Source organism: Streptomyces sp. NPDC024555 (assembly GCF_055559335.1).
Genome location: NZ_JBVHKV010000007.1, coordinates 40,532 through 55,710 on the forward strand (window position 1 = coordinate 40,532; position 15,179 = coordinate 55,710).

The following is a 15,179-nucleotide window of genomic DNA, read 5'->3' on the forward strand; positions in this document are numbered from 1 at the left end:
CCGTCAGCCGGTGTACGCCTCCAGTTCCGAGAGCTGCGCCGCGGGCCAGCCGGTGTTCGCGGTGAACGTCAGCCGCAGATACCGGGTCGCCGTGCCGGGCAGGGTGACGGTCGCCTGGTTGCCGCCCGCCGGATCGAAGGTGTAACCGGCGGAGCCCTTCAGCGTGTTGTACGTGGTGCCGTCGGTGCTGCCGGACACCGCCAGGGTCTGCGTGCGGGTCGACCAGGCGGCGGCCGGCGGCAGCTTCAGGACCAGCCGCTTCACGGCCTTCGCCGCACCGAGGTCGACGGTCAGCGTCTGCGGGAAGGCGTTGTTGGTGCTCTCCCAGTAGCTGTTCGCGTCGCCGTCGACGGCGCGGGCGGGCGCGTAGACGTCCGCCTGGCCGGACGCGGTGACGGTACGGCCCCGGGCGAGGTTGCCCGTCTCCTCGGGCGGGTCGGTCGGGTCGGTGGGCGGGTCGGTCGGATCGGTCGGCGGGTCCGTGGGATCGGTCGGGCCGCTGCCGCCGCCCGGCACACCGCCGTTGGTCCACACCGGGTCGGGCCAGGTGCCGGTGCAGGCCGGGGGATCGGCGTACCAGCCGGAGTTCCCGGCGCCCCGGGTGATCCGGAAGCCGCTGCCGACGCAGTTGTGGATCGGGTTGGACTGGGCGATGTGCGTGGCCACGACGTTGTCGAAGGTGGCCGTGCCCGGGGACTGGATCTGCAACGCGTACGTTCCGGCGCCGTCGATCCTGATGTGGTCGAAGTGCAGCCCGTTCGTCGCGCCCTCGATCAGATGGATCGCGGCGTAGGAGCTGTCCAGGATCTCGCTGTCGGAGATGTTGATCGTGGCGTTGATGGGCTCGTTGAGCCCGCTGAACCAGACCGCGCCGACGCCGAAGCGCCAGTTGTAGTCGTTGTTCCCGGTCCGGATCAGGGTGTTGCGGGCCGCGGTGATGGTGCCGGAGACGGCCGTGCCCTGGCCGGAATTGACGCCGGGGTAGCGGTTGGCGATGTGCAGTCCGCCGCCGTTGGTGATCGTGTCCGCCATCACGTTGTCCGCGATGGTGATGTCCTTGCCGCCGTAGGTGACGATGTTGTTGGCGAGGATCGGCAGGATCACCGTGTTGAAGGAGAACGTGTTCTTCACGTTCGGGACGTTCTCCGCCCACATCGCCAGACCGTCGTCACCGGTGTTGCGGACGAAGGTGTTGGTGACCGTGGAGTTGGTCACTCCGTAGTGGAAGTTCACGCCGTCGGCGGTCTGGTCCAGGATGCGGCTGTTCTTGATGGTGAAGTGGTCCATCGGGCCGTCCATCCAGGCGCCGCACTTGGTGTGCTGCATCCAGACGTTGTCCACCGTGGAGTTCGACAGGGCGCCGCCGATGGCGTTGACCTGGTCGTTGTCCACCCGCTCCCGGATGTCGCCGATGATGGCGAAGTCCTTGAGCAGGACGTCGCTGCTGCCGCCCTGCGCGGCGTACTTGCCGTAGACGCCGACCGCCTTCGAGCGGTCGGAGGGGTCGCGCCCGGTCAGCACGGAGTACCAGGGCCCCGCGCCGCGCAACGTCACCTTGTCCACGACGATGTGGTCGCGGACCTGGAAGGTGCCCCGGGGGATGTACACCTCCTTGCCCTGCGTCCGGCCCGCGTCCACGGCCGCCTGGATCCGGGCCGTCGAGTCGGCGGCCCCCGTCGGGTCGGCCCCGAAGTCGGCGACGACGTCGAGCGCGCCCGAGGGCCTGGCGACCGGGTCGGCCACCTGCTCGAAGTCCGCCAGGTCGATGGTGAACGACGGTGAGTCGGCGGTCGAGGAGACCTGGAGCCGGACCTTGGTGCCCGCCGCCAGCGTCGACCCGAACATGGTCCGGGCCTCGTCGTAGAAGTGGTGCGGGTCGGTGTCGCCCGGGTTGTTGTTGAACGGGTACCCGCCGTAGTACCAGCCGTACTTCGAGGTGACCGGCACGGCCTTGGCCGAGCCGCCGTTCACCCGTACGTCGATCGAGGCGTCCCGGCCCGATCCGGCGGCGTTGTCCGGCAGCGAGTACCGGAAGGACATGGCGTTCGCCGGGGCGGTGAGCGTGAACTCCACGTACTCGCCGACGGCGTCGAGGGTCACGGCCTGCCGGCCGGAGGCCTCGGACGGCAGGGTGCCGTACAGGCGGTTCGGGCCGATCAGGGTGCCGTTGGTGGCCGCGTACTCGGCCTCCTGCTCCGTGAACGGAACGGTGGCGCCGCGACCGGGGACGGCCAGCGGCGAGGGGGCGGGGACGCCCGCGGCCTGGGCGGCCGGGGCACCGGAGAGGACCACGGCGGCGGCGGTGCCGAACGCGGCCAGGGCCAGGGAGAGGGAGGCGGCGAGCGAACGCCTCGGCCAGGGATGTCGGGGTGATGGGGTCACGTCAGATGTGTCCTTGCGGCTCGGCTCGTGGGGGTTCCGGACGCCCACAGGCTAGGAGCACCTTCGCAAGTAAGTCTATGAGCGTGCGCAAAAATGTGATGACGGAGCTAAATTATGCGACGTCTTCAGAGGGGGAATGCGGCTTTGTGTGGTGGTTGGCGGAGTACGGCCCGACCGGGCCCCCGATGTCTGCAAGTTCTTGCGTCCATCGAAACACTGTCGAAAGTGTTGACGCGCCTCCTGGGCCGATGCCACGGTTCGGCCTGCGGGCATCGATCCGCCGTCGATATGGGAGCGCTCCCATATCGCGGGACCGGCGCATGCGCTCGGTGAAGGGATCCCGCGCGCCCCGTGCACAGATCGTCTGGGAGCGCTCCCGTACTGCTCTCGCGCCCCACGTACCCCCACCGAAAGGCGAAGAAGCATGACCCCCTTCAGAAGCACGCGCCTGGGCGCGGCGGCGGCCGCCACCGCGCTCGCCGCCCTCTTCGCGCTGTGCGGACCGGTCACGGCCCAGGCCGAGCCCGCCGCCGCTCCCGCCCCTCGCGCCGCCGCCGGCACGGACTGGCTGCACACCGACGGCAACCGGATCGTCGACGAGAACGGCCGTCCGGTCTGGCTGACCGGCGTCAACTGGTTCGGCTTCAACGCCACCGAACGCGTCTTCCACGGCCTCTGGTCGGCCAATCTGGACACCCTCACCGGGCAGATGGCCCAGCGCGGCATCAACCTCGTCCGGGTGCCGATCTCCACCCAGCTGCTGCTGGAGTGGAAGAACGGCCAGGCGGCGGTCTCCAGCGCGGTCAACACCTGGGCCAACCCCGAGCTGAAGGACAAGAACACCCTCCAGGTCTTCGACGCCTTCCTCGCGACGGCCCGGAAGTACGGCATCAAGGTCATGCTCGACGTGCACAGTGCCGAGGCCGACAACTCGGGGCACATCCACCCCGTGTGGTGGAAGGGCTCGATCACCACCGAGCAGTTCTACACGGCCTGGGAGTGGGTCACCGACCGCTACAAGGACGACGACACCCTCGTGGCGATGGACATCAAGAACGAGCCGCACGGCAAACCGTCCGAGAGCCCGCGCGCCAAATGGGACGGCTCCACCGACCCGGACAACTTCAAGTACGCCTGCCAGACCGCGGGCCGGCGCATCCTCGCCGTCAACCCCAAGGTCCTGATCCTCTGCGAGGGCATCGAGGTCTATCCGAAGGACGGCACCACCTGGACGTCCACCTCGGCGGCCGACTACGACTCCGTCTGGTGGGGCGGGAACCTGCGGGGCGCGGCCGAGCACCCCGTGGACCTCGGCGCCCAGCAGGACCAGCTGGTCTACTCCCCGCACGACTACGGCCCGCTCGTCTACCAGCAGCCCTGGTTCCAGGGCGACTGGAACCGTACGACCCTGGAGCGCGACGTCTGGGACCCCAACTGGCTCTACCTGCACAAGAACAACACCGCACCGCTGCTGATCGGCGAATGGGGCGGCTTCCTCGACAACGGCCCCAACGAGAAGTGGCTGAAGGCGCTGCGCGACCTCATCGTCGAGAACCGCATCAGCCAGACCTTCTGGTGCCTGAACCCCAACTCCGGTGACACCGGCGGTCTCCTCGGCTACGACTGGGCCACCTGGGACGAGGCGAAGTACGCCCTCCTCAAGCCGGCCCTGTGGCAGGAGAACGGCAAGTTCGTGAGCCTCGACCACGAGGTGCCCCTCGGCGGGACGGGCTCCACGACGGGCATCAGCCTCTCGGACGTGTACGGGAGCGGCTGACCGGGCGGTGCGCCGGGAGGGACGCGGACCCCTCCCGGCACACCCGGTCCGGATGCCGGGGTCAGCGGCACCGCGCGGTGAAGCCGTTCTCGGCCAGGCCCCGGCAGAAGGACGCCTTGCCCGCCGTGTAGCGGGACAGCCTGCCGTCCACGAACCAGGTGGTGTCGGGGGCGAAGTCGAAGCTGCCGTCGTCGATGCCGTCCCAGCCGTAACGGAAGTCCAGGTTGATGTAGACGACCGAGCGGATCACCCCGCGCAGGTCGTACTCGCCCGGCAGGTTGGGGATCGGCCCCCGGTAGTTCATCAGTGAGAACAGCCGCCGCACCCAGCGGTCTCCCTGCACCTGCTCCATGCCGTCGGTGGCGCCGTTGTCGGCGGTGAAGTTCATCATGCCCGCCTCGGAGAGCACGACCGGTTTGCCGTGGTCCTTGGCGAACTTGACCAGCTTCAGCACGTTGGCGTCATGGTCGAAGTTCCGCCAGACGGCCGCCGGGTTGCCGTTCTGGTCGGTCCCGATGTACGCGTTGCGGCACTGCTGGGCGCCGACGTCGTAGTTCTGCGGCGGGGTGCCGTTGTACAGGTAGCCCCGGTCGTGGACCGGCAGGCACAGCTCGTGCGCGAAGATCGAGACCCCGACCCAGTCCACCGCCGCGTCCCCGGGGTACAGCTGCTCGAACTCACCGCGCACCGGGTGGTAGACGAACGACAGGTTGTGCGCGGTGGAGTGCCCGTCCAGGTACGCGGCGAGCGTGTTGAAGGCGTTCTTGTACGAGGAGCAACTGGCGTCGGTGCAGTGGTAGAAGCTGCTCACCTCGTAGTCGAGCCGCAGTTTGAACGAGGCCGAGGGGTGGGAGTTGGTGAACGCGAGCAGGCGGTCCAGCTGTGCCGTGTGCCCGCCGGCCGCGATCTCGGCGGTGACCGCGCGGGACCTGGCGGCCTTGGCGTTCTCGTCGCCGCCCTCGAAGCCGGGCGGGTTGTCCTTCCAGCTGACGCCGATCTGCACGGTCTTGCCCTGCGAGGCCAACTCCTCCGCGAACGCGCGGTGTTCGGCGTTGACCCAGTCACCGCTGCGCAGCTCGTAGTAGACCGAGCCGCCGTCGGCGCCCTGGGCGAAGGAGTTGAAGTCGTCGAGCGCGCCCCGGCTGGACTGGCCGAGCAGCAGTTCGGGCGCGGCCGGGTCCGTCGTGGAGGCGGTGGCCGTCCGGGCGGAGAGCAGGAGCAGCACGGCGGCCGTCCCGGCGGCGAGGGCGCGCCGGATGCGGCGGAGGCGTGGGGTGGGGTGCGGCATGGGTCTCCTCGGTGCGGGGTGGGGGAGTCGGGGTGCCGTGCGCGGCGGGACCGGCACGGCACCCCGGAGGAGGATCAGGGGGCGGTCCAGGTCATGACCGGGGTCGTGATCTGGCTGGTCCGGGTCGTGGGCTGGTAGTTGAAGGAGTACGTGAGCGTGGCACCGTGCGGGACGGTGACGGGGAGTTCCCAGCGGCCGGACGCCTGGTCGTGGGTGAGGAAGTAGTTCTGCGGGGCGCCGCCGTCGATGCGGTACTGCACGGTGACGAAGGTGGCCTCGAAGTTCTTCGGGGTGAAGCGGATGGCGGTGGCCGGGCCGGTCACCACGGACTGCGTGTACGCGGGCTCCGTACCGCTCCCGCCGTCACCGGGGTCGGTCGGGTCGGTGGGGTCGGTCGGGTCCGTGGGATCGGTCGGGTCGGTCGGGTCCGTGGAGCCGGACGAACCGGTCGACCAGAGCGGCTTCTTGATCTCGGCGACGAAGTTGTTCAGCACCGTCGCGTTCGCCTGCACCCGTGAGTCGCCCCAGTTGCCGTTCGCGCAGCCCGGACCGCCCGCCTGGGCGCCGGGGGCGCACTGCCACTGCGTCTGGGAGTCCCAGTCGGTGTTGATGTACGCCGCCGCGCGGATGACGTCCTTGTTGGCGTTCACCCAGTCGAAGTAGCCGGCGTGCCAGCCGTCCCAGATGGCCTGGCCGCTCGCCGGAGCCGGGTTGTTGGTGAAGATGCAGCTGGTGCTCCCCGCCCCGGTCCGGGCACCCTGGGGCGCTGCCTCGGCCACCATCGCGGGCTTGCCGTGCGAGCGGGCGAAGTCCAGCACCCGGTTCTGCAGGCCCACCGGATCGGTGTCGTGCGCACCGCAGCCCCACTGGGTCCGCACGGAACGGGAGTTGTAGAAGGCCGAGAGGCCGACCCAGTCCACGTAGGCGTCACCGGGGTACCAGCTGTCGAAGTGCTGGGGGTCGGTGACGACGTAACCCCACTCCGGGTGGTCGGTGCTGGTGTTCACCGGCCAGGCGGCGCTCTGCCAGACCGTCGCGACCCGCGAGGCGCCGAGCGCGTCGATGCGGCCCTTGATGTACCGGAAGGCGTCCTTGTAGAAGTCGGCGCTGTAGCAGTTCCACGGCCCGTCGTACTCGTAGCCGATGCGCAGCAGGATGTCCCGGTCGTAGCTCTTGAACCGGTTGATCATCTCGTCGACCTTGGCGCGGTACTGGGTGATCAGGTTCGGGCTGCCGGCGGTGACGTCGTCGTCGTCACGGCCGATGAGGGCCCGCAGCGGCTGGTTGGTGCAGCCGGAGGTGGCGTCGGAGAGATAGAGCCCGACGGCCACGGCCGCGCCCGGGTACTCGTTCATCGTCCGGGCGAAGTCCACGGTGCCCGCACCCCAGTTGACCGGCCCGTCCATGCCGGCCAGCGGTGCGGGGGAGCCGCCGAGGACCAGGTTGGTGTAGAGCGTGACCCCGCCCGGGGCCGGTGCGCCCAGCTCCTGGCGGGCGAGCACGTCGGTGCGGTAGGCGGACAGGGTGTCGCTGTCCTGGCCCATCACCAGCATGACCTTGCCGTCGGCCGGCACACCGCGCCCCGACGGCGCGGACGCGGTGGCCGCCGATGCGGGGGAGGGGGTGCCGAGCCCGGCGAAGGAGAGCAGGGCGGCGAGGGCCACGGCCCCCGAACCCACCGCTCTCAGCAGTGGTCGGCGGGGCTTCGGGTGTCTCATGGCGGCTCCGGAGAAGGGAGTGGGTGTCCGTTGGGCGCTCGAATGATGGAGCCCCCGGGCGGGCGGAGCAAGGCCGTACGAAATTTTCGTTGACCGGTGCAGGTCAGCGCCATGCCGTCACGAAACTTTGCGAAGTGGTCGAGATCAACGCGAGTGAATTGCGCTGTTCTGATCCGGTTATCGGTGCTTTCTCCATTGAGAATCTGCTCCAGCGAAAAGCTATCCCGTAGATTTTCGCGAAACTCTTGACAGATGTTTCGTATCGCGGCGACCTTGGTGCGACTTCATCCCGCACCTGTCCCGGAGGACCGTTATGGGCCGTACGCGTGCCCGCAGAACCGCCGCAGCGCTCGCCGCCGTCGTCTCCCTCGTCGCCCTGTCCGCCTGCGGCGCGGACAGCGGGGAGGCCGACGGAAAGATCACCCTGACCGTCGCCACCTTCAGCGACTTCGGCTACAAGCCGCTCATCAAGGAGTACGAGAAGGCGCACCCCGGCATCGTCGTCAAGGAGCGCATCTCCCAGTTCGACCAGCACCACAACCAGCTGTCCACCCAGATCGCCTCGGGCAGCGGCGCGGCCGACGTCGTCGCCATCGAGGAGGGCTACCTCCCCAAGTTCCGCGCGGTGAAGGACAAGTTCACCAACCTCGCCGACTACGGCGCGGACAAGCGGAAGAGCGAGTACCTGGACTGGAAGTGGGACCAGGGCACCCTCGGCGGCACCGACTTCGTGATGGGCTACGGCACCGACGTCGGCAGCCTCGCCATCTGCTACCGCAAGGACCTGTTCGCCAAGGCCGGACTCCCCACCGACCGCGAGGAGGTCGGCAAGCTCTGGCCCACCTGGGACGCGTACTTCGCCACCGGCGAGACCTTCCGCCGGAAGGTCAGGGACAAGGCCTGGTTCGACAGCTCCGGCAACATCTTCACCGCGATGATGAACCAGACCCAGTACGGGTTCTTCGACGCCGACGACACGTACATCGGCAGGTCCAACCCCGAGGTGCACGCCTTCTTCGAGGCCACCGCGAAGGCCACGGCCGCCCACCAGTCGGCCAACCTCCAGCCCTTCAGCCAGCAGTGGAACGCCGGCATCAAGCAGGGCCGGATGGCCACCATGACCTGCCCGGCCTGGATGACCGGCCAGATCAAGACCGCGGCCGGTGACGCCGACGCCGGTACCTGGGACATCGCGGCCGTCCCCGGCGGCGGAGGCAACTGGGGCGGCTCCTTCCTCACCGTCCCCAAGCAGAGCAAGCACGTGAAGGAGGCCGCCGCCCTGGCCGACTTCCTGACCTCGCCCGCCTCCCAGAAGAAGATCTTCACCGGTCCGGTCGGCGCGCTGCCCTCCCTCGTCACCGTCCTCGACGACCCGGAGATCAAGGGCACCAGGCAGTCCTACTTCAGCGACGCGCCCACCGGCGAGATCTTCGTGTCCTCGGCCAAGAGCCTCAAGCCGAACTACCGCGGCACCAAGGACCAGCAGGCCCGCATCCCCTTCGGCAACGCCCTCCAGCTCGTCGAGCAGGGCAAGGCCGACCCGGACCAGGCGTGGAAGAAGGCGCTCGAAGAGGCGGACAAGAACCTCCGCTGACCCCGGACGGCGGTGCCGGCGCCGACCCGGCACCGCCGCGCCCTCCCCTTCCCGCCCGATCCCGACACCCCACGGAGTACGCGCATGGCGCTCCAGGCACGCATCCAACCCGACCCCGGAAGGAGCGGACGCCGAGCCGGCCGGCTGCGGCCGGAGCGGCATCTGCTCCCCTACCTCTTCATCGCCCCCTTCTTCGTCGTCTTCGGCGTCTTCGGGCTCTACCCGCTGCTCCAGACCTTCTGGGTCTCGCTCCACGACTGGGACCGCCTCGCCGGCCCCGGCGACTGGACCGGCCTCGACAACTTCACCCGGCTGCTGGGCGATTCCGACTTCTACACCGCCACCTTCAACACCTTCAGCATCTTCGTGCTCTCCACCGCCCCGCAGCTGGCCGCCGCCATCGCGCTGGCCTGGCTGCTGGACCGCAGACTCCGCGTCAGCAGCGTGTGGCGGGCCCTCGTCCTCGTCCCGCAGTACGTCTCCGTCGTCGCCGTCGCACTCGTCTTCTCCCAGCTCTTCGGACGGGACTTCGGCATCGTCAACTGGGCCCTCGAAGGACTCGGCGTCATCAGCGCGCCCGTCGACTGGACCGCCGACACCTGGAGCTCGCACCTCGCGATCAGCTTCATGGTCATGTGGCGGTGGACCGGCTACAACGCGCTCATCTACCTCGCCGCCATGCAGGCCGTGCCCCGGGAACTGTACGAGTCCGCGCAGATCGACGGAGCGGGGCGGCTGCGCACCTTCCTCAAGGTCACCCTCCCGGCCATCCGCCCGACCGTCGTGTTCACCGTGGTCATCTCCACCATCGGCGGCCTCCAGCTCTTCGCCGAACCCTTCCTCTTCGACCAGCAGGGCAACGCCGAGGGCGGCGCCGAGCACCAGTTCCAGACCCTCACGCTGATGCTCTACAAGTACGGCTTCATCAACAACGACGCCGGATACGCCTCCGCCATCTCCTGGGTGCTCTTCCTCGTCATCGCGGTCGTCGCCACGATCAACTTCCTGCTCGTACGCCGTTCCGACCGCGGCTGACCCGGTATCAGGAGAAACCCATGGCCGTCACCACACCCACCCGGGCCCCCGCGCCCCGCCGCGCCGAAGGGCACGGCCGCCGCCACAAGCCGCCCCGGACCGGCCCCCGCCGCCCGGACCGGCCCGGCGCACTCGCGTACGCCGTGCTCGCCGCGATCACCGCGGCCTCGGTCTTCCCGCTCTACTGGAGCTTCGTCGTCGCCTCGCACGACGACAACTCCGTCCTCGCGGGCTCGACCCCGCCGCTGGTCCCCGGCGGCCACCTCTTCGAGAACATCCAGCGCGTCTTCGAACTCTCCGCGTTCTGGCAGGCCCTCGGCAACTCGCTGATCGTCGCCTCCACCACCGCCGTCAGCAACGTCCTGCTGTCCTCCCTGGCCGGCTTCGCCTTCGCCAAGCTCCGCTTCCCGGGCCGCGGCTTCCTGCTGGTCTGCGTCGTCGTCACCGTCATGGTCCCGACCCAGCTCGGCATCATCCCGCTCTACATGCTCGTCACCGACATGGGCCTGTACGGGAAGCTCTCCGCGCTCATCGTCCCGGCCCTGGTCTCCGCCATCGGCGTCTTCTGGATGCGCCAGGCCGTCGAGGAGAACATCCCCGGCGAACTGATCGAGGCCGCCCGCATGGACGGCGCCGGACTGCTGCGCACCTACTGGCACGTGGTGGTGCCCGGGGTGCGCACCACGGCCACCGTGCTCGGCATGTTCACCTTCATGTTCGCCTGGAACGACTACTTCTGGCCGCTGATCGCCCTGCCCCCGGAGAACGGCACCGTGCAGATCGCGCTCAACCAGCTCGCCGCCGGCTACTACACCGACTACACGCTCATGCTCGCGGGCGTCGTGGTGTCCGTCCTCCCGGTGCTGGTCGTCTTCACCGTCCTGGCCCGCCGCATCGTCTCGGGAGTGATGGCCGGCGCCGTCAAGGGCTGACCGGCGCCGCCTCCCCCTCCGCATCCACGTCATCAGGAGCCACATGACCGCCGCGCCGAGCATCCGCGAACCCGGCCCCACCGCCGGCAGCGCCGGGGCCATCGACAACCCCGTGCTGCCCGGATTCCACCCCGACCCCTCGATCCTGCGGGTCGGCGGCGACTACTACATCGCCACCTCCACCTTCGAATGGCTCCCCGGCGTCACGCTCCACCACTCCCGCGACCTCGTGCACTGGCGGTCCCTCGGCGGGGTGCTGGACCGGGACCGGCTGGTCGAACTGAGCGGCCGGCCCGACTCCGGCGGGGTCTGGGCGCCCTGCCTCTCGTACACCGACGGGCAGTTCCACCTCGTCTACAGCGACGTCACCAATCTCTCCGGCGCGTTCAAGGACGTACGCAACCAGGTCGTCACCGCCCCCACGCCCCAGGGCCCCTGGTCCGACCCCGTGCCGTTCCCCTCGCACGGCTTCGACCCCTCGCTCTTCCACGACGACGGGCCCGGCGGCGACGGACGCAGCTGGGCGCTGTGGATGGAGTGGGACCACCGCCCCGGCCGCCATCCCTTCGGCGGCATCCTGCTCCAGGAATGGGACCGCGAGGCCCGCCGGGTGACCGGCCCGGTCCACCGGATCTTCACCGGCACCGGACTCGCCCACACCGAGGGCCCCCACCTCTACCACCGCGACGGCTGGTACTACCTGGTCACCGCCGAGGGCGGCACCGGCTGGAACCACGCCGTCACCGTCGCCCGCGCCCGCCGCCCGGAGGGCCCGTACACGGCCGACCCGGCCGGACCCCTGCTCACCTCCGCCGGCCACCCGGACCACCCCCTGCAGAAGGCCGGGCACGGCAGTCTGGTCGCCACGCCCGCGGGGGAGTGGTTCCTCGCCCACCTCGTGGCCCGGCCGCTCAGCCCGCGCGGCGCGTGCGTCCTGGGCCGGGAGACCGCGATCCAGCGCATCGACTGGACGCCCGGCGGCTGGCCAAGGCTGGCCCCCGCACCCGGCGAGGACCCCGCCGCGCCGCGCACCACCGTGCCCGGCCCCGCGCTCCCCCCGGCCCCCGTCCCGGCGACACCCGCCCGCGACGACTTCGACGCACCGGCCCTCGGCCCCGTCTGGTCCACCCTGCGCCGCCACCCGGACCCGGACTGGCTGAGCCTCACCGCCCGCCCCGGCCATCTCCGGCTGCGCGGCGCCCAGTCGCTCGGCTCCACCCACCACCAGTCCCTGGTCGCACGCCGCCAGCAGGCACGGGACGTCACCTTCACCACCGTCCTCAGCGCCGAGCCCGCCTCCCCCCTCCAGATGGCCGGACTGGTCCACTACTACAACTCCACGCTCTGGCACTACCTCCACCTCACCTGGGACGAGACGCTCGGCCGCGTCGTCCGCCTCGGCGTCTGCGGCCACGGGGTCTACCGCGAACCCGGCGCCCCGCTGCCCGTCGCGGACGGCCCCCTGGAACTGCGGCTGGCCGTCCGGGGGGACCGGGCCCTGTTCTCCGTACGGCAGCAGGGGCAGGGCGCCTGGCGGCCGTACGGGCCCGAGCTGGACACCACCCCGCTCTCCGACGAGAGCGCCACCCAGGGCGACCCGGACACCGGCCACTTCCGCACCTGGGGCTTTACCGGGGCCTTCCTCGGACTCTGCGCCCAGGACCTCACGGGGGCGGGGGCACCCGCGGACTTCGACTGGGCCGACTACCGGGCCGATACCCTTCCCGGAGCGGCACCCCAGTGACCACACGCAGAAACGGACGGCAAGGATGACGACGGAGACCACCGGCACCCCCGGCAGGGTCACCCTGAACACGATCGCCTCGGTGGCCGGTGTCTCCGTCTCCACGGTGTCCAAGGTGCTCAACGACCGCTCCGACGTCTCGGCCGAGACCAAGGAGCGCGTGGAGTCCGTGATGGACGACCTCGGCTACGAGCGCCGACCCGCCCGCCGCCGCGGCAGCGTCGTCGACCTGGTCCTCAACGAACTCGACAGCCTCTGGTCCGTCGAGATCATCCGGGGCGTCGACGAGGTCCTGGCCGAGGCGGGCGCCAGCATGGTGCTCTCGGCCGTCCACGGACGCAGCGCCGACACCCGGGAGTGGCTGGACCAGCTGGCCGCGCGCCGCAGCAGCGGGGCCATCCTGGTCGTCTCCGACCTCACGTCGCAGCAGCGCAGACGGCTCAGCGCGATGGACATCCCCTTCGTGCTCGTGGACCCGGTGGGCAGCGTCGACGCGCTGGTCCCCACCGTCGGCGCCACCAACTGGGCGGGCGCCGTCAGCGCCACCGAGCACCTGATCGAGCTCGGCCACACCAGGATCGCGCACCTCGCCGGACCCCGGCAGCTGCTGTGCAGCAGGGCCCGCGCCGACGGCTTCCGGGCCGCCATGGAACGCGCCGAGCTGCCCGTACCGGACGGCTGGGTCTCCCACGGCGAGTTCAACGACCGCTCCGGCCGGCTGGAGACGGCACGGCTGCTGGACGGGGTCGCCGAACGCGGCGAGGAACCGCCCACCGCGGTCTTCGCGGCCAGCGACCTCCAGGCGCTCGGGGCGTTCGAGGTGCTGCGGGCCCGGGGGCTGGAGATCCCGGCCGACCTGAGCGTGGTCGGCTTCGACGACCTGCCCGTGGCGCGCTGGACCCACCCCGCCCTGACGACCGTGCGCCAGCCCCTGCTGGACATGGCCGCCATGGCGGCCACCACCCTGCTGCGGATCATCGACGGCGAACAGGTCGACACTCTGCGCGTGGAGCTCTCGACCCGCCTGGAGGTGCGCGGCTCCACCGCCGCCCCCCGGACCGGCTGATCCGCCGGCACACGCACGAGGGCCCGGATGCCTCACCGGCATCCGGGCCCTCGTGTCGTCTCTTCGGTCCGCTACGGCAGCTGCGCCGCGCGGGCCTCGCGACGGTTGTCGCGGAAGGTGTTCACCCGGCGGGCGGTCGCGAAGAGCGGGATGACCGCGCCGAGGACCACCTGGAGCGCACAGCCGGTCTGGAGCAGGAGCTGACCGCCGGGGGCGTCGAACGCCCAGGCCGCCAGCAGCCCCATCGCGGCCACGATCCAGCCGAGCATCGCCACCGCGAGGACGCCCCGCGGCTTCGGGTACTCGACCCGGCTGACCATCAGCCACGCCACGCCGACGATCGCCAGCAGCGTCGGGACGAAGGGCAGCTCCAGGAGCACGATCGAGATGACCGTGAGCGCTCCGAAGGGGCTCGGCATGCCCTGGAACATGCCGTCCTTCATGGTCACGCAGGAGAACCGCGCGAGTCTGAGCACCACGGCCAGCAGCACCACGATCGCCGCGAGCGCCGAGACCCGCTGGTGTGCGTCGTCCGCGACCATGCCGTACACGAGGACGAAGTACGCCGGGGCGAGCCCGAAGCTGATCAGGTCCGAGAGGTTGTCCAGCTCGGCCCCCATCGGCGAGGACCGCAGCTTGCGCGCCACGAGTCCGTCGAAGAGGTCGAAGACGGCCGCCATGAGCATGAGGATCACGGCGGTGGCCGCGGAGTGCCGCGCCATCCCGCTCTCGTCGCTGCCCGTGAGGTGCGGAATGAGGATCCCGGTGGTGGTGAAGTACACCGCCATGAATCCGCACGTGGCGTTACCGAGCGTGAGGGTGTCCGCTATCGACAGCCGCATCGAGAGCGGCATGTCCTCGGCGTCGTCCTCGTCCTCGGCCTCCGGGACCCAGCCGGTCTGTGTGTCCGGATCAATCACGGTCAATTCGAGTCACCCCCGCGGTGGTGGCCTGGCCGACCTCGACCGCGACATCGACACCTTCCGGAAGGTAGATGTCCACCCGGGACCCGAAGCGGATCAGGCCGATGCGCTCGCCCTGCTCCACCTTGGTGCCCTGCGGGATGTACGGGACGATGCGACGGGCCACTGCGCCCGCGATCTGCACCATCTCGATGTCGCCCAGCTCGGTGTCGAAGTGCCAGACAACGCGCTCGTTGTTCTCGCTCTCCTTGTTGAACGCCGGGACGAAGCCGCCGGGCACGTGCTCGACGGACGTCACGGTGCCGGCCAGGGGGGCGCGGTTCACATGGACGTTCAGCGGGCTCATGAAGATCGCGACGCGGGTGCGCCCGTCCTTCCACGGCATGATGCTCTGCACCACACCGTCGGCCGGCGAGATGACGCGCCCCTGGGTGATCTCGCGCTCGGGGTCGCGGAAGAACCACAGCATGCCCGCCGCGAGCGCGGTGGTGGGCACGGCCACCGCCGCCCAGCGTCCGGACCTGCGGGCCCGGGACAGGCTGAGTGCGGCGGTGGCGACGGTCGGCAGGAGCCACGGCGAAGCTCCGCGTGCAAGGCGGACCCCGCCGCGGGATGCGGAGGAATGGCTGTCGGGCATGGTTGACCTTCGTAGCGGATGAGGCCGCGTTGGCAATGGGGGACGGCGGCTTTTCCGGCGATGTTATCGGTTGCGGGCAGCAA

General features: G+C 70.2%; 11 protein-coding genes. 6 read left to right on the forward strand and 5 right to left on the reverse strand.

The genetic code is table 11. The annotated features are described in order from the left end of the window. Positions 1-3: 3 nt before the first annotated feature. On the reverse strand, positions 4-2,382 hold the full coding sequence (locus ACZ4FH_RS13620; RefSeq protein ID WP_467304520.1) for a discoidin domain-containing protein: 2,379 nt from the start codon (positions 2,380-2,382) through the stop codon (positions 4-6). 424 nt (positions 2,383-2,806) lie between these two features. Here ACZ4FH_RS13620 and ACZ4FH_RS13625 point away from each other — a divergent pair, with 424 nt between their 5' ends. Then, positions 2,807-4,159: a glycoside hydrolase family 5 protein gene (locus ACZ4FH_RS13625; protein ID WP_467304522.1), complete on the forward strand. Its 1,353-nt coding sequence runs from the start codon at positions 2,807-2,809 to the stop codon at positions 4,157-4,159. 61 nt (positions 4,160-4,220) lie between these two features. Here the strand turns inward: ACZ4FH_RS13625 and ACZ4FH_RS13630 are convergent, their stop codons facing one another. Both ACZ4FH_RS13630 and ACZ4FH_RS13635 read right to left on the reverse strand, forming a co-directional pair. Beyond that, positions 4,221-5,447, reverse strand: coding sequence for a glycoside hydrolase family 26 protein (locus tag ACZ4FH_RS13630; RefSeq protein ID WP_467304523.1), 1,227 nt, complete (start codon positions 5,445-5,447; stop codon positions 4,221-4,223). Positions 5,448-5,521: 74 nt separating this feature from the next. Further along, positions 5,522-7,165: a glycoside hydrolase family 26 protein gene (locus ACZ4FH_RS13635; protein ID WP_467304525.1), complete on the reverse strand. Its 1,644-nt coding sequence runs from the start codon at positions 7,163-7,165 to the stop codon at positions 5,522-5,524. 313 nt (positions 7,166-7,478) lie between these two features. Here ACZ4FH_RS13635 and ACZ4FH_RS13640 point away from each other — a divergent pair, with 313 nt between their 5' ends. The 5 genes from ACZ4FH_RS13640 (at position 7,479) to ACZ4FH_RS13660 (ending at position 13,536) form a co-directional block, all read left to right on the forward strand. Further along, complete coding sequence (locus ACZ4FH_RS13640; protein WP_467304526.1) at positions 7,479-8,759, forward strand: extracellular solute-binding protein; 1,281 nt, start codon at positions 7,479-7,481, stop codon at positions 8,757-8,759. 84 nt (positions 8,760-8,843) lie between these two features. After that, positions 8,844-9,794, forward strand: a complete 951-nt coding sequence (locus tag ACZ4FH_RS13645) for a carbohydrate ABC transporter permease (protein ID WP_467304528.1) — start codon at positions 8,844-8,846, stop codon at positions 9,792-9,794. A 20-nt stretch (positions 9,795-9,814) separates the two neighbouring features. Continuing rightward, complete coding sequence (locus ACZ4FH_RS13650) at positions 9,815-10,726, forward strand: carbohydrate ABC transporter permease (protein WP_467304529.1); 912 nt, start codon at positions 9,815-9,817, stop codon at positions 10,724-10,726. 43 nt (positions 10,727-10,769) lie between these two features. Then, on the forward strand, positions 10,770-12,470 hold the full coding sequence (locus tag ACZ4FH_RS13655) for a glycoside hydrolase family 43 protein (protein WP_467304531.1): 1,701 nt from the start codon (positions 10,770-10,772) through the stop codon (positions 12,468-12,470). Between the two features lie 25 nt (positions 12,471-12,495). Beyond that, complete coding sequence (locus tag ACZ4FH_RS13660; protein ID WP_467304532.1) at positions 12,496-13,536, forward strand: LacI family DNA-binding transcriptional regulator; 1,041 nt, start codon at positions 12,496-12,498, stop codon at positions 13,534-13,536. 71 nt (positions 13,537-13,607) lie between these two features. Here the strand turns inward: ACZ4FH_RS13660 and pssA are convergent, their stop codons facing one another. Continuing rightward, positions 13,608-14,462 (reverse strand): CDP-diacylglycerol--serine O-phosphatidyltransferase, encoded by an 855-nt coding sequence (gene pssA / locus ACZ4FH_RS13665; RefSeq protein ID WP_467304534.1) that lies wholly within the window; start codon positions 14,460-14,462, stop codon positions 13,608-13,610. Further along, positions 14,449-15,096, reverse strand: coding sequence for a phosphatidylserine decarboxylase (locus tag ACZ4FH_RS13670; protein ID WP_467304535.1), 648 nt, complete (start codon positions 15,094-15,096; stop codon positions 14,449-14,451). The genes pssA and ACZ4FH_RS13670 overlap by 14 nt, the downstream gene beginning before the upstream one ends. Positions 15,097-15,179 lie beyond the last annotated feature (83 nt).

Coding starts and splice junctions, on each gene's coding strand:
- ACZ4FH_RS13625 (WP_467304522.1), top strand. CDS start 2,807: ATGACCCCCTTCAGAAGCACGCGCCTGGGCGCGGCGGCGGCCGCCACC.
- ACZ4FH_RS13630 (WP_467304523.1), bottom strand. CDS start 5,447: ATGCCGCACCCCACCCCACGCCTCCGCCGCATCCGGCGCGCCCTCGCC.
- ACZ4FH_RS13635 (WP_467304525.1), bottom strand. CDS start 7,165: ATGAGACACCCGAAGCCCCGCCGACCACTGCTGAGAGCGGTGGGTTCG.
- ACZ4FH_RS13640 (WP_467304526.1), top strand. CDS start 7,479: ATGGGCCGTACGCGTGCCCGCAGAACCGCCGCAGCGCTCGCCGCCGTC.
- ACZ4FH_RS13645 (WP_467304528.1), top strand. CDS start 8,844: ATGGCGCTCCAGGCACGCATCCAACCCGACCCCGGAAGGAGCGGACGC.
- ACZ4FH_RS13650 (WP_467304529.1), top strand. CDS start 9,815: ATGGCCGTCACCACACCCACCCGGGCCCCCGCGCCCCGCCGCGCCGAA.
- ACZ4FH_RS13655 (WP_467304531.1), top strand. CDS start 10,770: ATGACCGCCGCGCCGAGCATCCGCGAACCCGGCCCCACCGCCGGCAGC.
- ACZ4FH_RS13660 (WP_467304532.1), top strand. CDS start 12,496: ATGACGACGGAGACCACCGGCACCCCCGGCAGGGTCACCCTGAACACG.
- ACZ4FH_RS13670 (WP_467304535.1), bottom strand. CDS start 15,096: ATGCCCGACAGCCATTCCTCCGCATCCCGCGGCGGGGTCCGCCTTGCA.